Origin of the sequence: Streptomyces sp. SLBN-31 (assembly GCF_006715395.1) — a bacterium.
GTDB lineage: Bacteria > Actinomycetota > Actinomycetes > Streptomycetales > Streptomycetaceae > Streptomyces.
Window position 1 is genome coordinate 2,377,801 of record NZ_VFNC01000002.1, and the last position, 18,676, is coordinate 2,396,476.

Sequence of the window (18,676 nt, forward strand, 5' to 3'; positions counted from 1 at the left end):
CGCCGTTGCGGATCCGGACGAGCGTCGTCTGGCCGCCGTCGTGCACGGCGCGTTTCTGCTGCTGCTGGGGTCCTCCTTCGCGCGCTTCCTCGGCCGCGACCAGGGAGAGGCCCGTACCGCCTGGGTGGCGGGGCTCTTCGCGGGCTTCGCGCTGCTGTACGCCCTGGGCCACCTGCTCGCCCCGCCACCGCGCGCCGGCACCCCGCCCACGGCACGTCATCTGGTCTGGCTGGCCTCGGTGTCGGCGGTCTGGGTGGCGCTGCTGGCCCTCGCGCCGAGCGCCACCTGGTGTGCGATGCCGTTGCTGTTCGCCGGCCTGTACGCGCTGCCGCCCCGGATCGCGGTGCCGTTGGCCGCCGTACTCACGGCGTTGGTAGTGGTGTCCGAAGTCCGGGCGTCGCAGGGCCGGTTGAACCCCAACATGGTCGTGGCACCGATCGCCGTCGCCGCGGTCGCCACGGCCGTCTTCGTCCATCTCCAGCGACAGGGGGCACGTCAGCGGGCGCTGATCGACGACCTGGTCCGCACGCGCCGCGACCTGGCGGCGACGGAGCGGCGCGCGGGCGTCCTGGCGGAGCGGCAGCGGCTGTCGGCGGAGATCCACGACACGCTCGCACAGGGGTTGTCCAGTCAGGGGATGCTGTTGCAGGCCGCGCAGCGCGTATGGGCGACGGACCCGGAGACCGCCCGTACGCATGTGCGCGAGGCGGCCGCCGTCACCGCGCGCAGCCTCGCCGAGGCCCGCCGGTTCGTCCACGACCTCGCGCCCGCCGACCTGGCCGGGCAGTCCCTGCCCGCGGCCCTCGCCGCCCTCGCCGAACGGGAGAGCGGCCCGGGCCTGACCGTCGGCTTCCGCCTCGACGGCGAGCTTCCCGGCCCGCTGCCCGAGCGCACCGAGGCGGCGCTCCTGCGCATCGCCCAGGGCGCCCTGGCCAACGTACGGGAACACGCCGCCGCGACCCGGGCCGCGCTGACCCTGACCTGCCTGGACGAGCAGATCTCCCTCGACGTCGCCGACAACGGACGGGGCTTCGAGCCGGCCCCGACCGCCCTGCCGCCCCCTACCGCCCGGCCGGCTGCCGACCCCGGCCGGGCCCGCGGCCACGGGCTGCCGGCCATGCGCATCCGGGCACGGCAGTCGGGCGGCACCCTCACGGTGGAGTCGGCACCGGGCGAGGGGACGGTCGTGACGGCGGCGATCCCGCTGGCCCCGAAGGAGGCGGCCGTATGAGCACGGTGCACGGCTCGACGCCCCGCGTCTCGACGCCGGAGCCGGCCGCGTGAGCGGGCCCGTCCGGCTGCTGCTCTGCGACGACCACGCGGTGGTCCGCGCCGGGTTGCGCGCGCTGGTGGCCAGCGCCGAGGGGATCGAGGTGGTCGGGGAGGCGGGCAGCGGGGAGGAGGCGCTCGTCATGACCGCCCGGCTGCGCCCCGACGTGGTCCTGATGGACCTGCAACTCGGCGACGGCATGGACGGGGTGGCCGCCATCCGGGAGTTGACGGCTGGTCAGTCGCCGCCGCGCGTTTTGGTGTTGACGATGTTCGACACCGACGCCGACATCACCCGGGCCATCGAGGCGGGCGCCACCGGCTACCTGCTGAAGGCCGAGCGCCCCGAGGAACTCTTCGCGGCCGTCCACAGCGCGGCCCGCGGCCATACGGCTCTGTCGGCCCCCGTCGCCGACCGCCTCCTCGCCCGGATGCGCAGCCCGCACCCGGTGCTGTCCGCCCGGGAACGGGAGATCCTCGGCCAGCTGGCCCGCGGCCTCGGCAACCGGGAGATCGCCCGTGCGCTGTTCATCAGCGAGGCGACGGTGAAGACCCATCTGGGTCGGATCTACGGCAAGTTGGGGGTGGAGACCCGGGCGGGCGCGGTGGCGGTGGCGAAGGAGCGACGGCTGCTGGGCTGACGCCTCTACCGGGCGGTGTCAGCTCGGGCGCCGTCGCACGGCTGCCGGGGTGATCGCCCCTACCTTGCCGGAGGCAGCTCGGGCGCCGTAGCACAGCTGCCGGACCCACCGCTCCTGCCCGGCCGGGTCACCTCGGGCGCCGTAGCACAGCTGCCGGACCCACCGCTCCTGCCCGGCCGGGTCACCTCGGGCGCCGTAGCACAGCTGCCGGACCCACCGCCCCGCCCCTACCCGGCCAGGGGCAGCTCGGGCAGTCGTAGCCGGGCACGTTCGCCGTCCTTGGCCAGCTCGGCCAGCAGGGCGGCGATCTGCTCCCGGTCGCGGGCCGAGAGGTGCCCCGAGTCGTCGAGGTGGACGGCGCAGGCGGTGGTGGCGTCCGCGAGCCGTTCGAGCGAGGCGACGACCTCGTCGGCGCCCTCCGAGTGCCGGGCGAGTGGGGGCAGTTCGGCGGCTGTGAGGGCGATGGCGGTACGGGCCTCGGCGAGCGCCCGGTAGGCCTCGCGGCGCAGCGTCCATCGTGTGGCGCGGTCGGCCGACTCGCTCAGCACGTGGGCGAGATAGGCCTGCGTGGCTTCGCCGGCCGCCGCCAGCCGGGCCCGCACTCCCCCGCCGCGCTGCCCCGGCATCGGCAGATGGCCGACGACCAGCACGATCGCGCAGGCCAGCAGCGTCTCGCCGATCCGGCTGACGGAGGCCTGTGGCTCGCCGCCGACCATCACCAGGGCCAGCACCAGGACGGTGACGACGGTGGTCTGCGCGGCGAAGTGCCGGGTGGCGACGGGGATGAGGGCGCCGCAGAGGGTGACGAGGACGACGAGCCCCTCCGGTCGGGGCAGCACGGCGGCGAACCCGGCGAACAGCAGCGCCCCCAGCACGGTTCCGGCGGCCCGGCTCAGCACCCGGGAGGCGAGCGGCCCGAGGTCGGGCTTGACGAGGAAGACTGCGGTGGCGGGCAGCCAGTACCAGTGGGTGTGCTGCCCGTACCAGCGGGCGTGGTGCAGTGCCTGCGCGACGGCGGCACTGGCCCCGAAGCACAGTCCGACCCGTAGGCCGTACTCGCGTCCGCCGGCCCCGAAGGCGACTCGAAGCAAGTCCCGCACGGACCGGCTGCGTGTGTGCAGATCGCCGCCGCTGCCCCGGTCGAAGGCGTCGGCGGCGTGCAGCAGGGCGTCGTCGAGGGCGCGCAGGGCGGGCACGGACCGGTGCGGTGCGGGCAGGGGCCCGGTGTGCGTGTTCTCCCGTACGGCGCCGGCGAGTCGGCGGGGGCCTTCGGAGATACGCCCGGCGACGGGCTCCCCGGCCCAGGCGAGCGCCGTCGCCGCCTCGGCGAGCGGCAGCGCGGCGGCGTACTGCGCGTGCAGCCGCCGCTCCGCCGAGGAGCTGGCGTACCGCCGCAGCCGGGGTCCGGTGAGGGCGTCCTGCGCGTGGTCGAGGGCGGCGGTCAGCGCGACGCGGCGCGCGACGGCCGCCTCGGTGCCGGCGGCGTCGAGCAGGTCGGCGACGGCGTCGTACACCGCCGCCACGGCGGCCCGTTCCCCGTCGAACCGGAAGTCGCCGGCGGTGGCGCCGGGGGTGGGCAGGAGCAGCCGCAGACCGAGCAGCCAGCCGGCGCCGAGGACGAAGGCGAGCGCCCGCGCCCAGCCGGCCTCGGACGCCGGCATCCCGGCCCCGACGGCCGAGGCGACGAGCAACTGCGTCCCGGCGCCGGAGGCCACGGGCCCCACGGCGCTGACGCCGCCGGCGAGGAGCCCGATACCGGTGAACAAGACGGTGAGGGCGACGGGTCCGGCGTGCACCCCGGCGTACGTCCCGACGAGCATCCCCCCGGCCCCGGCGAGCGCGGGCATCCCGATCCGCTTCACCGACGCCCGCCGGCTGCCCGGGCGGTCGTTGATCCCGGCGAGCATGGCGGCGATGGCGGCGATGACGCCGAGCGCGGTGCGGTCGAGGAGGACGGCGGTGAGGAGCAGTGGCCCGGCCGACAGCGCACCGCGCGTGACGGCACTGAAGGAGACGGGACCGCGCTGGGCACGCAGGGCGTGGGCGAGCCAGGGCGGCGGACGGAACGTGACGGCGGGGCGGGACACGGGGCTCCTGTCCGGACGAGGGCGGGGTGTGCCTTCGGGCGACGGTGGCCGGGCTGGGGGTGTGATGTCCACGGTAAGGGGCGTTGCCGTGACGGACGGGGCGATTGTGTTTCGGGGGTGTGACGGTCGGGCCGGAAGCCGGGTTCTTTATGAACGCAATCAGGTGCGGCTGCGATGCCGTCGGCCGGAAGCGGCTGGAGAACGAGGCGACGATCCGGCGGCCCATGGATTCCAAAACGAAGGCCTGGGCATTTGCACCGCTGGTGTCGCCATCCCAACGTCCCTCGCAACTCGCTTGCCTCAACGGCAATTGACTGCATAGCATCATGTTCACTATCGCGAATCGATGTTCGTTCCGGCGCGACGGGGGCCTGGTATGACGTTGGTGATGGCGGTGGCGGTCTTCTGGGGAGTGCTGCAACTGTTCGCCGTCTCCTGGCCGACCCGTTCGGTGCGCTTGTCGACCGTGCTGCTGGCGCTCGCGGTCGGGGTGTACGGCTGCGGTGTGGCGACCGCATTGGTGCAGCTCGCATACACCCGTCTGTATGCGGACCAGTCGGGGCAGTCGCTGGTGACGGTGGTGAACACCACCGGCTACACGGTGGCTCCGTGGGTGGAGGAACTGATCAAGGTTGCCCCGCTGCTGCTGGCCGAAGGGAGCCTGAAGGTTCGCCGTCAGTGGGGGCTGACCGACTTCGTGGTGGTGGGCGCGGCACTGGGAGCGGGGTTCGGGCTGCTGGAAGCGGTACTGCGGTTCGGTCTGGACGCGGACCGGGCGATGGCCCGCGACGGGGGCTGGATCATCCCCGACAGCTTGTCTCCTCCTTATGTCCCGGGCCTGAAGCAGGTGTTGACGACCTGGCTCCCGGCTCCGTTCAGCCAGCTGAAGCTGGGCGGTCCGGCAGTCACGGAGACCTTCTCTCATCTGGTGTTGACGGCGATGGCCGGCTTGGGAGCAGGGCTGCTGTGGCGCGCGCGGGGCTGGGTGCGCCTCGTGTCGGCGCTCCCGGTCGCGGCGGCTGTCGCGTATCACACGGTGAACAACTACGCCGTGCAGGAACCCGCCAGCCGAGCCGCGCACTGGCTCGAATCCCTGGACGGAAGGGCGTGGGCGGCGCCCCTCGTGTGCCTGGCCATCGCCGGGGTCGTCGACCTGCGTCAGATCCACCGCGGTAAGCGCACCGTGCCCGGTGTGCTGCTCACCTCCGAACGCGCCGACGGCGACAGCCTGGGAGCACTGCTGCGGTACGCGGCCTGGCGTCCGCCTTGGAGTCTGGTGATCGCCCTGCGCTATGTCAGGCTGCGACGATCCTTGCTGTACGCCGCCGCGTCGGCGCCGACCGACGACGCCGGAGAACTGCACCAGGCGGTAGCTCGGATCACCACTCGGATCGAGGCATCCGACAACCAGGACGCCTGGCGGGCGCTGGACATCCGCGCCCTGCTGAAGGCGGCGCGCACGGCCCGCGGCAACCGGCGGCGATGGCTCCTCGTGATCCCGTGCGTGCTGGTGCTCCCCTCCTTATTGTTCCTCGGCGTCGGCTCGTTCACCTCGACTGCTGGTCTCCAGAGGTTCTTCAGTACCGGTTCCGGGCCGAAGGTCCTCATGGGCTTCGGCATCGCCGCCCTGGCCTGGATCGCCTACCAGCTCGCCGTGCTTCTGCGCATGTGGCGGACGGCATCGGCGCAGCCCCTGGGCGAGCTGCTCGCGATCCACCGTTTCCGTCTCGGCACCGCGCTGGGGTCGGCCACCACCGGCGTGCTCCTGCTCTGGCGCGGGTTGGGGGAATGCTCGCGTGATACTCAAGGCGGACCCCTCAACTGCGTCTGGATATCGCGTCCTCACATCGTTCCCCGCACCCTGACATGCATTGCTTGGAGTTGTTGATGAGTCAGGCACTTCCGCCGGAACCGCGGTTCTACGAACTCAGCGAACGGCTGGAGGCCTATGCGAACACCGGTTACACGTTCTCTGACACGGCCGAGAGTCCAGGGCCCGGTCTGGCCTCTTACCTGAGAATCGCGGCACGGGATCCCGCGCGTGCTGCCACGGCGGTCCGGCAGATCGACCAACTGCTCTCGGTCGGACTCTTCTCGGATGAGGTCGCCGAGGACGTGGAGGACCTCCCACACATTCGTCCTCCGGCGGGAACGAGTGTGGAGGACTGTCTGCGCGTCGCCAGGGAGCACCTGAACCGCTTCCTGCAAGCTCCGTCCCAGGTCCCGCTGATGAACCCGCAGAACAACTGGGAATGGAACGAGCGATTCCCCGAATTGAGCCAGCTGCTCGGTGCCTATTTTCACCAGGATTTCTTTTCCTTCTACGATTCCCGCGACGATGCTCTCGACGAATACGTCGCCGAGGTCCTGCCGGAGAATCGCGCACAGGCAGCGCAGGAACTCGGTGAACTCATGGCCATGGTGACCTCGGACCAGGAACTCCACACCGCAGCGGATGCGCTGGGGCTCAGCCTCTTGCCTCCGGAAGGGATGTCGCTCCGGCAGTGGCTGGAGCTGCTCCGCCACAGGATCACCGCACCATAGAGGCGGCGCGTCGGCACGCCTTGCTCACCGGCTGGTCGGAGTCGACGACACGCTCGAGCAGCGCCTGGGCGTCGGAGAGGGCGGCGTCCAGGGACGCGGGATACCGCTCCATTCCGGCCACGAGGTCGTCCACGCCGCGCAGTCCTGCCCGCTCCAGTAGCCGCTTTTCATTGGTGACCCATGCGCCGCGCCCCGCCAGCACCGCGTGCGCCATCTGTACGGCGGCGGTGGCGACCGCTCCGGCGACCTCCGTGAGACGGCCTGCCGGAGCGTGGTTGACCTTCGCGTAGGACAGGGTGGCGCGCGCGGTGTCGCGCCAGCGAGCTGTGGCGGAGGCCCGCAGTTTCGCCGGGTAGGAGGCCACGCGTGGCAGGTCGCCGCGGAGGACGTGGTTGATCGCGAGTTCCGCCACCACCAGGTAGCTCGGGATCCCCGCGAGATGGAAGAGCAACGGCTCCACCCGGAACCGCCCCTCCTCGGCCTCCCCCATCTCCCGCTCCACGACGTCCAGGTCGCGGTAGTGCACGTCGACGCGTCGGCCGTCGATCGTCAGCCACGCGCCGCCGTTGAAGACGCCGCCGCCCCAACCGCCGACCTCGGAGATCTCGCCCTCCCAGCCGATGGCGCGGAGGTCGTCGGGGTCGAAGGGGCCGCGGTAGTAGACGGCCAGGTCCCAGTCGCTGTCCGGCCTGTGGGTGCCCTGGGCACGGGATCCGCCGAGGGCCACGGCGCGGACGGTGGGGAGGGCGGCCAGGCGGTCGGCGGTGGCGTCGAGGAAGGCGCGGTCGGTGAGAGAGGGCACGGTGCGGTTCCCGTCGGTGGGCGTCCACGGGAGTCTCGTCGCCCGTGGCGGGCGGTGTCGAACGGTTATCCGCCGGTCGACGGGCGCGGAAATTCGGGTGCGCACCCGGGCCTCGGGACCGACCATCTATGGGTTGCGCATGACCTGCTTGCCCCTCCCCTCGTCCAAGGAGCCGCCCCCCGTGATCCGTCGCGTCACCTCACCCGCGCTCTTCCCACCGCCCCGCTACTCCCACGCATCCGTCGTCGAGGCCGGGACGAGGCTCGCGTTCCTCGCCGGGGCCGTGCCGCTCGACGCCACCGGCACGCTGGTCGGGGAGGGGGACGCCGTGCGGCAGGCCGAGCAGGTGCTGGAGAATCTCGGGGAGCAACTGCGCGCCGTGGGCAGCGACTTCGCGCAGGTCGTGGCGACCGACGTGTACGTGGTGAGCGATGACACCTCCGTGCTGTCCGCCGTCTGGGAGGTCGTGGAGGCGTCCGGGCTCAGCGTCGGACCGCACTCCTCGACGCTGCTCGGGGTGAACTGCCTCGGCTACAGCGGCCAGTTGGTGGAGATCACCGCCACCGCGGTCGTGCCCGAGGCGGTGTCGTCGTGAGTGCATCCGAGGCGCCTGCCGTCCTCCGCCGGGCCACCGCTCCCGATGCCCTCGCCGCCGCCGACGTCTGGCTGGAGTCCTTCGCCGCCGCGCTGCCGACCGTGGTCGGTCCGCGTTCCGCCGACGAGGTGCGGGAGTACTTCCGAAACGTGGTGGTGCCGTCGCGCGAGACCTGGCTGGCCGAGGCCGCCGACCGGATCGTGGGAGTCATGGTGCTCTCGGGTGACGAGCTCTCCCAGCTCTACCTCTCCCCGGACTGGCGGGGGCGCGGCATCGGCGACCGTTTCGTGGCGTTGGCCAAGGAGCGCAGCCCGCGGGGCCTGGAGCTGTGGACCTTCCAGGTCAACGAGCCCGCCCACCGGTTCTACGAGCGGCACGGCTTCGTCGCCGTCGAGTACACGGACGGCAGTGGCAACGAGGAGCGGGAGCCGGACGTGCGGTACGCCTGGCGGCCGTGAGTCAGGGGGCGATCTCCCGTCGCCCGAACGCCCAGCCCGCGGCCTGTGCCGCCAGGCCGACGAGGTCCGGTTCGCCGGTCTCGCCGTTCAGGTGCCGGTACTCGACCGCGGTGAGGATGACGATCCGTTCGCGCAGGCCGAGGTGGTCGTAGAAGCCGGTGTCCAGGATGTCGGCGGCCGCCTCGCCCGCCGGGACGCCTGCCGCGTGGCGGGTGTGGACGAGGGCTTCGAGCCGCAGGAGGTACGTGATGTGGTTCCGGACCTCCTGGGGGCTCATCACCGGCCCGTGCCCGGGGACGACGGTCTCCGGCTCCAGCGCGAGGATCGTCTCGCAGGCCGCGGTGATCCGGGCGAGCGGGCCGTCCCAGTGCACGGGGTGGTCGTCCGCGAACAGGACGTCCCCGGCGCAGACCACCCGCTGCGCGGGCAGGTGGACGATGAGGTCGCCCGCGGAGTGCGCGGGGCCCACCTCGATGAGCTCGGCCTCGATGTCGCCGACCCGGAGGTCGTAGCGGCCGCTGAAGGTGACCGTCGGCGGCACGGCCTCGACGTCCTCGTACCGATAGCGGCCGAAGTGTTCGCGGGCGTACCAGCCGAGCGGCTGGTCGGCCGGCGTTCCGGTGGTGAGGAAGTGCATCTGCTGGGGCGAGGGCTCCCGGCACAGGTGCTCCGCGCTCGCCTTGGTGGCGATGATCCCGGCGCCCGGGAAGAGGCCGTTGCCGAAGGTGTGGTCGCCGTTGACGTGGGTGTTGACGATCGTCCCCACCCCCGCCGCGCCGGCCGGCAGGACCGGGCGGGCGGCGGCGATCAGCGCTTCGGTCATCGGCCGGTCGTAGGGCGTGTCGACCAGCACCGCCTGCTCGCCGGAGGTGATGAGCAGGCAGTTGGCGAAGCCCCAGGTACCCGTGTGGGGCGGGGCCCACAGGTGGAGGCCCTCGGCCACCGGGGTGAGAGCGTCGGGAAGGTTCATGGCGCTCATTGTGGGCGAGGACGATCATCCTCGGGGATCCGCCCCCACACCCGCCGCTTCGGCACCGGCTTCGCCCAACTGCCCGCGCGGCTGGTCGTCAGCCCCAGCCCCACCAGCGACTCCGCCAGCTTCACCGCCGCGCCGACCCCGTCCACCACCGGCAGCCCGAGTTTCTCCCCGACCGCCCGCTGCAGTCCGGTCATCCCCGCACACCCGAGCACAAGCACCTCGGCGCCCGCCTCCCTCGCCCGCTCGGCGGCCGTCAGGAACGCGGCCTGCGCGCGGTCGGCGTCGCCGAGGTCGAGCACGCCCAGGCCGGTGCCGACGACCGCCGCGCAGTTGCGTCCCACGCCCGCCAGTTCGAGGCTGTCCTCGATCTGCCCGCAGGACCGCTCCAGCGTCGTGACGACCCCGTAGCGCCGCCCGAGCAGGCAGGCCAGGTGGGCCGCGGCCTCGGTGATGTCCACGACGGGTACGTCCACCAACTCCCGGACGCCTTCCCGCCCGTGCTCCCCGAAGCCGGCCAGCACGACGGCGTCGTAGGCCGGGCCCTCGTAGGTCCGCAGTAGGTCGATGACGGCCGCGGCCGAGAGGTGACTGTCCAGCCAGCCCTCGGCGGACTCCGGTCCCCAGGCGGGGGTGAGTCCGAGCACGGTGGTGCCCGGGCCTGCGGCGGCCCGGGCACCTCGTACGATCTCCTCGGTCATCTCCTGCGTGGTGTTGCAGTTGGTGACGACGATCCGCACGTCCGTCAGACCTCCACGGCTTCGGGCTCGGACGCGCGCTCGGCCCGGCAGATCAGCAGGTACAGTCCGGCCGCGAGGGCCGTGCCGATGAACCACGAGTACGGGGCGACGTCGCTGAAGGTCTTCACCAGCGCGAGCACCGCCGCGACCCCGGCCGAGGGCAGGAACGCCCACAGCGCCTTGGGGTTGACGCCCTTCCTGTAGTAGTAGCGGGAGCCGGGGCGGGCGTCGAAGAGCTCGTCCACGTTCACACGGCCGCGCTTGACCAGGTAGTAGTCGACCATGATGACGCCGAACAGCGGGCCCAGGAAGGCGCCGAGGCCGCCGAGGAAGTAGTTGACGACGGTCGGGTTGGAGAAGAGGTTCCAGGGTGTGACGACCAGCGCGGCGACCGTACTGATCATGCCGCCGACCTTGAACGTGATCTTCTGCGGCCAGACGTTGGCCAGGTCGTACGCCGGTGAGACGAAGTTGGCGACGATGTTGACGCCCATGGTGGCCACGGCGAAGGTGAAGGCCGCGACGACCAGCACCCAGGTGTTGCCGATCTTGGCGACGAGTTCGGCCGGGTCGGTGATGGCCGTACCGAACACCTTCAGGGAGCCGGCCGTGACGATCACCGAGACGACCACGAAGGCGGTCGAGTTGACGGGCAGCCCCCAGAAGTTGCCGCGGCGCACGGTCGGGTAGTCCGGCGCGAAGCGGGAGAAGTCGCAGAAGTTGAGCATCAGCGTGCCGTAGGTCGCGAGGATCAGGCCGATCGCGCCGAACCACTGCCGCCACTGCTCGCCGACCGGCACCGGGTGCGGGGTGGAGGTGAGCGAGATGCTCCAGTCGGCCTTCCACAGCACCCACACCGCCAGCGCGATCATCACCAGCCAGATCGCGGGACCGCAGAAGTCCTGGAACTTCCGTACGGACTCCATTCCCTGACTGATGATCAGCGCCTGGATCAGCCACAGGGAGACGAAGGAACACCAGCCCAGGGCGTCGAGTCCCAGGAAGGAGTGGTGGGTCCAGGACACCAGGCCCGGCCACGCCGCCAGCAGCATGACGTTCACGGCGACGGAGGCAAGGTAGGTCTGGATGCCGTACCACATGATGGCGATCACGGCGCGGATCAGGGCCGGGATGTTGGCGCCCCAGACGCCGAAGCTGATGCGGCTGACGACCGGGAAGGGCACGCCGTGCCGCTGGCCGATCCGGCCCATCCAGTTCATGCCGACGTAGATGAGCACGAAGCCGATGAGCAGGGCGGTGAAGACCTGCCACACGTTCATGCCGAGGACCAGCAGGCCGGCGGCGAAGGTGTAGTTGCCGAGGTTGTGGACGTCGGACATCCACATGGCGAACAGGTCGAAGACCTTCCAGTTCCTCTTCCCGGCGGGCGCGAGGTCTTCGTTGGTGAGGCGGGGATCGGGGACGAACGCTGGGGCGCCGGTGGCTGCGGCGCGGTCGGCGAGGGACACGGGGCCTCCAGAACGGGGGAGGGAGGAACGGGTGCGGCCGTTTGGTATACCAAACTGCGGTCATGGTCCCCCCGTCAAGGGTTCCGACCGATGTCGTCGTCGTTAACGCTCCGTAAAACACCCCATGGCCCGGAGCGGGCGCCCCCACGGGGACAATGGCTCCATGAGCTCCCCCACGAAGATCGAACCCCTGGGCGCGGTCCGTGAACGCGTCCTGGCGAACCTGCGGCAGGAGATCATCGCGGGCCGCCTCCTGCCCGGCGACCGACTGGTCGAGCGGGAGCTCGCGGACCGCTACGGCGTCTCCCGGGTGCCGGTCCGCGAGGCGATCCGGGCGCTGGTCGCCGAGGGGTTCGTGCACTTCGAGACCCCGCGCCGCACGGTCGTACGGCGGCTCACGCCGAACGACGTCCGGGAGCTGTTCGAACTGCGCGAGGCGCTCGAGGTCTACGCGGCCGGGCTCGCCGCGTCGAACGCCACCCCGGAGGATCTGGCGGAGGTGCAGGAGCTCCTGGAGCGCGCGGCCGCCGCGACCGAGGCCGGGGACGCCGAGCTGATCACGGACATCAACAGCCGTCTGCACGACCGCATCGTGGCTATGGCGGGCAACAGCCTGCTGACCGCCGCCCTGGAACCGGTCGCCGGCCGGCTGCGCTGGATGACCCGGCGGAACGAGGAGTGGCCTCAACTCCTCTTGGAACACCGCGAGTTGTACGAGGCGATCGCCTCCGGCGACCCCGAACGCGCCCGCACGCACGCGCTGGCCCACGTGCGCACCAACTACCGCTCCACGGTGCGGCATCTGTTCGGCGACGCCGAGAGCTGAGCCGGACTCCCGGGATCAGCGGCGGGCGTACTTGTCCGTCGCCGCCACCAGCGCCTCGGCCATGCCGGGGCCGCCCACGCTGTGGCCCACGTCGTCCACGATCACCAACTCGCTGCCGGGCCAGGCGTGGTGGAGCCGCCACGAGATGCCGAGCAGGTTGCCGAAGTCGAGGCTGCCCTGGACGAGGGTGCCCGGCACGTCCTTCAGCAGGCCGGCGTCCCGCAGGACGACGCCCTCGTCGTTGCCCTCGCCGAGGAAGTGGTCGTGGCCCCAGTAGTGCGTGACGGTGCGGGCGAAGCCGTAGCGGAACTCCGGGTCCTCGAACCGCGGGACGGACCTGGGCGGCGCGGGAATCGTCGCCGTCTCCCAGTCGGTCCAGGTCCGCGCCGCCCTCGCCCGCACCTCCGGATCGTGCGACTCCAGCAGCCGGTTGCAGGCGGCGGCGAGGTTGCCGTCCCGTTCCGCGGCGGGCAGAGCGGCCAGGAACCTTTCGAAGGCCTCCGGGAAGAACCGGCCGACTCCCCTGGTCAGCAGGGCCACTTCGGCGTCGGAACCGGTCGCGACCCCGGTCACCACCACCTCCGACACCGCGGCCGGATGCGTCTGCGCGTACCGCAGCCCCAGCGCCGAACCGAACGACACCCCCCACACCAGCCACCGCCCGATCCCCAAGTGCCGCCGCAGCAGCTCCAGATCGGCGATGAGGTGAGCGGTCGTGTTGACGCTCATGTCGGTGTCGTAGGCGCTCGCGCTCGGTGTGGAGCGTCCGCTGCCACGCTGGTCGAGCAGGACGATCCGGTAGACGGCCGGGTCGAACAGGCGCCGGTAGTAGGGGCTGGAGCCGGAACCCGGTCCGCCGTGCAGGACGAGGGCCGGCTTGCCCCGCGGGTTTCCGCAGGTCTCCCAGTACACGCGATTGCCGTCGCCGACGTCGAGCAGGCCGTGCTCGTACGGTTCGATCTCCGGGTAGGGGGGCATCCGGGCACGGTAACGCCCCCCGGTCGGGACCGCCTCCTCATTTCACGGGCAGGCCCGCCGCCTCCCCCGCCGTGCGCAGCACGTCCCGCAGCATGTCCGGGGTGAGCCTGCCGGTGAAGGTGTTGCGCTGGCTGACGTGGAAGCAGCCGAAGAGGTCGAGGCCGTCCAGCGGCACGCGCGCCCCGTGCGCGAACACGGGCCGCGGCCGCGGAACCGCCCAGCCCGCCTCGGCGAACGCGGGCAGCGCCGCCTGCCAGCCGAACGCGCCGAGCACGACCACCGCGCGGAGCGTCGGCCGCAGCAGCCGCAGCTCCTGCACCAGCCAGGACCGGCAGGTGTTCCGTTCCGCGGGCGTGGGCTTGTTCTCGGGCGGGGCGCAGTGCACCGGCGAGGTGACACGGACGCCGTGGAGCTCGAGGCCGTCGTCGGCGGCGACGGAGGTGGGCTGGGAGGCCAGCCCCACGTCGTACAGCGCCCGGTACAGCACGTCCCCGGAGCGGTCCCCGGTGAACATGCGGCCGGTGCGGTTGCCGCCGTGCGCGGCGGGAGCCAGGCCGACGATCAGCAGCGAGGCGTCGGAGGGACCGAACCCGGGCACCGGCCGCGCCCAGTACGTCCAGTCCCGGAAGGCCGCCCGCTTGGTCCGCCCGACCTTCTCCCGCCACTCCACGAGCCGAGGACACGCGGCACATCCGGCGATCCGGGAGTCGAGCTCGACCAGGCTGTCCATGGATCAACGGTACGTCGCCCGTCCCGTCGGAAAACCGCGCGGAATACCCGGCCCGAGCGAGCTAAGGTCGGGGACATGGCTCCGCACGCTGACGAGGACGGCACCGCCGATCCGCACAACACCGTCCAGAGGGCCGACGCCGAGCAGGCCGTCGATCCGAAGGTCGCCGCCGCGATCGCCGCCGCGGAAGCGGCCGGGCCGGCGAACGGCGAGAGCGTCCGCGTCGACAGCTGGATCTGGGCCGTCCGCCTGATCAAGACCCGTTCGCTCGGTGCCACCGCCTGCAAGGGCGGGCATGTGCGGGTGAACGGCCAGAACGTGAAGCCCTCACACAGCCTCCGCGTCGGCGACGAGGTGCGGCTGCGCCACGAGGGCCGGGAACGGATCGTGATCGTCAAGCGGCTGATCCGCAAGCGGGTCGGCGCGCCCGTGGCGGTCCAGTGCTACGTCGACAACTCGCCGCCTCCGCCGCCGCGCGAGGCCGTCGCCCCGATCGGCATCCGCGACCGCGGCACCGGGCGACCGACCAAGCGCGACCGCCGTGAGCTGGAACGACTGCGCGGGATCATGGGCGGCGGCACGGGACGAACGGGCGGGCACTGACTCCGGGCACACGGAGGGGGCGTCCGGCGCGAACCGGACGCCCCCTCCGCCGCCGGGGCTCACCCCCGTCGTCGTACGAGATCCAGCAGATCCCTGTTCGAGCCGCGCCGCGCCCAGGCGATCACGGCCAGCGGCACGATCAGGATCAGCGGCGTCGCGGCGTTCTCCCCTCCGAAGACGATCATCTGGACGAAGAACGCGCCGACCATCAGCGCGCTCAGCGCGACCGCGGCCACGGACTGCAGCACCGGGATCAACAGGGCCACGGCACCGGCGAGTTCGAGCGCGCCGATGGTGTACATCCCCACGCCGCCCCAGCCGATCTCGTCGAAGGCGTCGACGGCGTACTGGTTGCCGATCAACTTCGGCAGGGCGCTCGCGACACCGTAGAAGAGGGCGAGCAGGACCTGCACGGTGCGCAGGGCGACCCGGGCGCGGCGGCCGCGGACGGAGACGGAAGCGGCGGAGGCGGAGGCGGAGGGGACGGTGGTCTCGGACATGGGGTTCTCCTGCGGTAAGCGGTCGGTGTCGGTGTCGCTGTCACAGGGGAAGACCCCGGCGCCCGCCCGAACTCATCGCCGTCCGCGCCCCTTTCACAGCTCGAACCAGCCGTGCCCGTGGTACCAGTGGCCGCCCGCCCGCAGATGGTCGCCGACGGCCCGTTCCAGGGCGCTGCGCCGGGGCAGGGTCTCCACCGGCAGGTCCGGGTCGCCGAAGACGAACTCCACCGGGTCGGTGTCCGCCGGTTCCTTGTCCTCGCGGGCGAGCCGGAAGCGCTGCTGGAAGCGGACGATGTTGGAGCCGGCCGGCAGGTAGCGCGTCAACTGCCGGTCCAGCAGCCAGGAGTGGCAGGTCGCGACCCGGTACTTCTCCTCGGGGAAGCAGCGGGCGAAGAAGTCCGCGGCGAGCGCCAGCGAGCGGTCGCAGGCGGCCGGGGTGAGCGGGCCGAGGAAGTCGGGGATGTGCAGGTTCAGGCACGGCGTGCCCGGACCGACGTCGAGTCCCGCCGCCGCGAGCGCGGTGCCCGTGCGCCGGCCCAGTCGTGCCCGCTCGAACTGCAGCCGGCCCAGCTGGTACAGCTCGCCGCGGAAGTGGTGGCCGAACCACCAGACGGCGTGCACGCCCGCCACGCCGTACCGCCGCCGGTGCACCGCCATGTGCCGCCCGAGGTCGGCCAGGGTCCGCCGGGACACCTCGTCCGGGACGCCCCGCTCGCGGTGCTGGGCGCGCGTGTACGGCAGTGCCGCCACGAACACGAACACGGGGAAGCAGCGCTGCAGCGGGCCCGAGGCCCAGTCGAGGTCGGGCAGGTCGAGGCCGGTGCCGATCTCGCCCATCCCCCGGACGAGCTCCGCCACGGAACGCTCCAGCGCCTGCCGCAGCTCCGGGTCGTCGATCACCCGTCGGCTCATCCGTACGAGTTCCCCGATGTCCTCATGGGGTACCGCGAGATCGAGCAGCACCTCGGCCAGTTCGTCCGCAGCCGGCAGCACAGGAACCCCCTTTGGTGAACGTCCGCATCGAAGAGTACGTTGCAGGAAGGAACGGTGATCAGGCGATGCGTACCGGCAGTGAACCCACGACCGCGCGCAGTGCCCTGCGGGCGCGGTTCTGGCTGAGCGTGTGGGGGCTGGTCTGGGCGGTCTTCGGCACGGCCGCGTTCGCGCTCGTGGGACGGCCCGGATGGGCGGCGGCCTGCGGAGTGCTGTGGCTGGTGATCACCATCGACCTGACGTTCATCCTCAGGCACATGCGCCAGGGCCCGCACTACCAGCCGGGCCCGGACATCCCGCCGTACCGGCCGCCGGGCAGGCGTTAGCTCAGGCCGACTCGTCGAAGCGGGCCGCCCTCAGGTACTGCGGGTTGGGGTCCAGCGCGGCCGCGAGGCGGAAGTGGCGCTTGGCCTGGTCGCCGCGGCCCTGGCGTTCGTAGGTGCGGGCGAGCGCGAAGTGCGCGAACGAGTTGTCCGGCTCGCGCTCCAGGACGATCGTGAACTCCAGCTCCGCGGGCCGCAGTTGCGCGGCGGCGAAGAAGGCACGCGCGCGCAGCAGACGGGCGGCGGTGTTCTCGGGGTGCGCGGCGATGACACCGTCGAGCAGCTTCACCGCGCCCCGCGGGTCCCGTGCGTTGAGCAGTTGCTCGGCGGCACGGAAGTCGATGACGTGCGTCTCCGGAGTACGTCCGGTCGAACCGCTGGTCTCGGGCACGGCAGAGTCCTTCCCTCACTGGAGGGGTTCAACGCGCCAGGACAGGCGTGCTATTCCCGGGGCTGCCGTGACGAGTGGCCCTCAGCGTGCGCCCGACGCTCGAGATCGGCCCATACGTCCCGCACCCGGCGCCGCAGCTCCTCCAGCGGTACGTCGTTGTCGATCACGACGTCCGCGATCTCCCGGCGCTTCTCCCGCGTCGCCTGGGCGGCCATCCGGGCGCGGGCGTCCTCCTCGGTCATGCCGCGCAGCCGCACCAGCCGGTCGAGCTGGGTCTCGGGGCTCGCGTCGACGACGATCACGACGTCGTACAGCCCGGCCAGGCCGTTCTCGGCGAGGAGCGGCACGTCGTGGACGACGACGGCGTCCTCGGCGGCGGCCTCCTCCAGTTCCCGGGACCGCACGCCCACCAGGGGGTGCACGACCGAGTTGAGCACGGCCAGCTTCTCCGGGTCCGCGAAGACGATCGAACCGAGCTTGGGACGGTCCAGGGTGCCGTCCGCGGTGAGCACGTCCGGTCCGAAGGCGTCCACGACGGCGGCCAGTCCTGGCGTGCCCGGCTCGACGACCTCGCGCGCGATGCGGTCCGCGTCGATCAGCACGGCCCCGCACGCCACGAGAAGCCGCGACACCTCGCTCTTACCGGCACCGATGCCCCCGGTCAGGCCCACCTTCAGCATGCCCCGAAGCTTACGGCCCGCCTCCGGCCGCGCGTGCCGGACCCTCGGGAGTCAGTTGTCGCCCTCCCGCTCCGCCAGGAAGCGCTCGAACTCCTGCCCGATCTCGTCGGCGGAGGGGATGTCCACCGGCTCGGCCAGCATGTTGCCGCGGCTCGCGGCGCCGGCGACGGCGTCGTACTGGTTCTCCAGGCCCTGCACCAGGGTGGTGAGCTCCTCGTCGCCCTCGCGGATCTGCCGCTCGATCTCCGTCTGGGTGCGGTGGGCGTCGGTACGCAGGCCGTGCGCGATGCCCGGGAGGACCAGGCCGGTGGCGGCCGTGATGGCCTCCAGCACGGTCAGGGCCGCGTCCGGGTACGGGGAGCGGGCGATGTAGTGCGGGACGTGCGCGGCGACGCCGAGGACGTCGTGCCCGGCCTCCATCAGGCGGTACTCCACGAGGGACTCCGCGCTGCCGGGGACCTGCGCCTCGTCGAAGGGGCTGCGGTGCCCGGGCACCAGGTCGCCGCGGTTGCCGTGCGGGGTCAGGCCGACGGGGCGGGTGTGCGGGACGCCCATCGGGATGCCGTGGAAGTTCACGGCCAGGCGTACGCCGAGCCGCTCCACGATCTGCTCGACGGCCTTGGCGAAGCGCTCCCACTCCACGTCCGGCTCGGGGCCGGAGAGCAGCAGGAAGGGCGCCCCGGTGGCGTCCTGGACGAGCCGCACGTCGATGCTCGGCTCCTCGTAGTCGGTCCACCGGTCGCGCTCGAAGGTCAGCAGCGGACGGCGGGCGCGGTAGTCCACGAGCCGGTCGTGGTCGAAGCGGGCCACGACCTGGTGGGGCAGCGAGTCGAGCAGCCGGTCGACGATCTGGTCGCCGGTCTCGCCCGCGTCGATGTATCCGTCGAAGTGGTAGAGCATGACAAGGCCGGCCGACTCCTGGGCGAGCGCCATGTCGACGACTGCCAGGCCCTTCGGCTCCCATGCGTACAAACCCTGCGGATCAAGCACAGTGACCGCTCCTCCTCGTGTTCGTACACATCAACACGCCCTGGAGCAGGGTCATTCCCACCGGGGCCCCTGATCAGCCAC

At 72.1% G+C, this 18,676-nt stretch carries 21 protein-coding genes; 9 read left to right on the top strand and 12 right to left on the bottom strand.

Features of this window, described 5'->3' with window-relative positions:
* Positions 1-40: 40 nt before the first annotated feature.
* Together FBY22_RS30935 and FBY22_RS30940 are read left to right on the top strand one after the other, a co-directional pair.
* A complete protein-coding gene (locus FBY22_RS30935) occupies positions 41-1,231 on the top strand; it encodes a sensor histidine kinase (protein WP_399212129.1) in 1,191 nt (396 codons plus the stop codon).
* A 49-nt stretch (positions 1,232-1,280) separates the two neighbouring features.
* Complete coding sequence (locus tag FBY22_RS30940) at positions 1,281-1,910, top strand: response regulator transcription factor (RefSeq protein ID WP_142151272.1); 630 nt, start codon at positions 1,281-1,283, stop codon at positions 1,908-1,910.
* 227 nt (positions 1,911-2,137) lie between these two features.
* Here FBY22_RS30940 and FBY22_RS30945 read toward each other — a convergent pair whose 3' ends face one another.
* Entirely contained in the window at positions 2,138-3,997 is a 1,860-nt protein-coding gene (locus FBY22_RS30945; protein WP_142151273.1) for an FUSC family protein, read from the bottom strand.
* Positions 3,998-4,373: 376 nt separating this feature from the next.
* Between FBY22_RS30945 and FBY22_RS30950 the strand changes: the two genes are divergently transcribed.
* Both FBY22_RS30950 and FBY22_RS30955 read left to right on the top strand, forming a co-directional pair.
* Positions 4,374-5,885 (top strand): PrsW family intramembrane metalloprotease, encoded by a 1,512-nt coding sequence (locus FBY22_RS30950; protein WP_260845214.1) that lies wholly within the window; start codon positions 4,374-4,376, stop codon positions 5,883-5,885.
* Positions 5,885-6,541, top strand: a complete 657-nt coding sequence (locus FBY22_RS30955; protein WP_142151274.1) for a contact-dependent growth inhibition system immunity protein — start codon at positions 5,885-5,887, stop codon at positions 6,539-6,541. Before FBY22_RS30950 ends, FBY22_RS30955 begins: the two co-directional genes overlap by 1 nt.
* Here the strand turns inward: FBY22_RS30955 and FBY22_RS30960 are convergent.
* A complete protein-coding gene (locus tag FBY22_RS30960) occupies positions 6,528-7,343 on the bottom strand; it encodes a nucleotidyltransferase domain-containing protein (protein WP_142151275.1) in 816 nt (271 codons plus the stop codon). The two genes, FBY22_RS30955 and FBY22_RS30960, sit on opposite strands and share 14 nt — an antisense overlap.
* 181 nt (positions 7,344-7,524) lie before the next feature.
* Here FBY22_RS30960 and FBY22_RS30965 point away from each other — a divergent pair, with 181 nt between their 5' ends.
* Positions 7,525-7,938 (top strand): RidA family protein, encoded by a 414-nt coding sequence (locus FBY22_RS30965; RefSeq protein ID WP_142151276.1) that lies wholly within the window; start codon positions 7,525-7,527, stop codon positions 7,936-7,938.
* The gene (locus tag FBY22_RS30970; protein WP_142151277.1) at positions 7,935-8,396 is read left to right on the top strand and encodes a GNAT family N-acetyltransferase; all 462 of its coding nucleotides are present in this window, start codon (positions 7,935-7,937) and stop codon (positions 8,394-8,396) included. The genes FBY22_RS30965 and FBY22_RS30970 overlap by 4 nt, the downstream gene beginning before the upstream one ends.
* Position 8,397: 1 nt before the next feature.
* Here the strand turns inward: FBY22_RS30970 and FBY22_RS30975 are convergent, their stop codons facing one another.
* The 3 genes from FBY22_RS30975 to FBY22_RS30985 are packed head-to-tail and all read right to left on the bottom strand — an operon-like array spanning position 8,398 to position 11,581.
* Positions 8,398-9,366 carry an MBL fold metallo-hydrolase gene (locus tag FBY22_RS30975; RefSeq protein ID WP_160159940.1) on the bottom strand — a complete coding sequence of 323 codons (969 nt, stop codon included), beginning with the start codon at positions 9,364-9,366 and terminating at the stop codon, positions 8,398-8,400.
* 5 nt (positions 9,367-9,371) lie between these two features.
* Positions 9,372-10,112, bottom strand: coding sequence for an aspartate/glutamate racemase family protein (locus FBY22_RS30980; RefSeq protein WP_142151279.1), 741 nt, complete (start codon positions 10,110-10,112; stop codon positions 9,372-9,374).
* A 5-nt stretch (positions 10,113-10,117) separates the two neighbouring features.
* Positions 10,118-11,581 (bottom strand): NCS1 family nucleobase:cation symporter-1, encoded by a 1,464-nt coding sequence (locus tag FBY22_RS30985; protein ID WP_142151280.1) that lies wholly within the window; start codon positions 11,579-11,581, stop codon positions 10,118-10,120.
* A 163-nt stretch (positions 11,582-11,744) separates the two neighbouring features.
* On the opposite strand from FBY22_RS30985, the gene FBY22_RS30990 reads away from it, so the two are divergent.
* Positions 11,745-12,407 (top strand): GntR family transcriptional regulator, encoded by a 663-nt coding sequence (locus FBY22_RS30990; protein ID WP_142151281.1) that lies wholly within the window; start codon positions 11,745-11,747, stop codon positions 12,405-12,407.
* A 15-nt stretch (positions 12,408-12,422) separates the two neighbouring features.
* Here FBY22_RS30990 and pip read toward each other — a convergent pair whose 3' ends face one another.
* Together pip and FBY22_RS31000 are read right to left on the bottom strand one after the other, a co-directional pair.
* Complete coding sequence (pip, locus tag FBY22_RS30995; RefSeq protein ID WP_142151282.1) at positions 12,423-13,385, bottom strand: prolyl aminopeptidase; 963 nt, start codon at positions 13,383-13,385, stop codon at positions 12,423-12,425.
* A 37-nt stretch (positions 13,386-13,422) separates the two neighbouring features.
* The gene (locus FBY22_RS31000; RefSeq protein ID WP_142151283.1) at positions 13,423-14,115 is read right to left on the bottom strand and encodes a uracil-DNA glycosylase; all 693 of its coding nucleotides are present in this window, start codon (positions 14,113-14,115) and stop codon (positions 13,423-13,425) included.
* Between the two features lie 75 nt (positions 14,116-14,190).
* On the opposite strand from FBY22_RS31000, the gene FBY22_RS31005 reads away from it, so the two are divergent.
* The gene (locus FBY22_RS31005; RefSeq protein ID WP_142151284.1) at positions 14,191-14,718 is read left to right on the top strand and encodes an RNA-binding S4 domain-containing protein; all 528 of its coding nucleotides are present in this window, start codon (positions 14,191-14,193) and stop codon (positions 14,716-14,718) included.
* 59 nt (positions 14,719-14,777) lie between these two features.
* Here the strand turns inward: FBY22_RS31005 and FBY22_RS31010 are convergent, their stop codons facing one another.
* Entirely contained in the window at positions 14,778-15,218 is a 441-nt protein-coding gene (locus FBY22_RS31010; protein ID WP_142151285.1) for a DoxX family protein, read from the bottom strand.
* 93 nt (positions 15,219-15,311) lie between these two features.
* The gene (locus FBY22_RS31015) at positions 15,312-16,211 is read right to left on the bottom strand and encodes an acyltransferase domain-containing protein (protein WP_142151286.1); all 900 of its coding nucleotides are present in this window, start codon (positions 16,209-16,211) and stop codon (positions 15,312-15,314) included.
* 65 nt (positions 16,212-16,276) lie between these two features.
* Here FBY22_RS31015 and FBY22_RS31020 point away from each other — a divergent pair, with 65 nt between their 5' ends.
* The gene (locus tag FBY22_RS31020) at positions 16,277-16,537 is read left to right on the top strand and encodes a DUF6343 family protein (protein ID WP_142151287.1); all 261 of its coding nucleotides are present in this window, start codon (positions 16,277-16,279) and stop codon (positions 16,535-16,537) included.
* A 1-nt stretch (position 16,538) separates the two neighbouring features.
* Here the strand turns inward: FBY22_RS31020 and FBY22_RS31025 are convergent, their stop codons facing one another.
* The 3 genes from FBY22_RS31025 to FBY22_RS31035 are packed head-to-tail and all read right to left on the bottom strand — an operon-like array spanning position 16,539 to position 18,595.
* Entirely contained in the window at positions 16,539-16,925 is a 387-nt protein-coding gene (locus FBY22_RS31025) for a M48 family metallopeptidase (protein ID WP_142151288.1), read from the bottom strand.
* Between the two features lie 50 nt (positions 16,926-16,975).
* Positions 16,976-17,605: a dephospho-CoA kinase gene (coaE, locus tag FBY22_RS31030; protein WP_142151289.1), complete on the bottom strand. Its 630-nt coding sequence runs from the start codon at positions 17,603-17,605 to the stop codon at positions 16,976-16,978.
* 51 nt (positions 17,606-17,656) lie between these two features.
* Positions 17,657-18,595, bottom strand: coding sequence for a PAC2 family protein (locus FBY22_RS31035; protein WP_142151290.1), 939 nt, complete (start codon positions 18,593-18,595; stop codon positions 17,657-17,659).
* Positions 18,596-18,676: the final 81 nt, after the last annotated feature.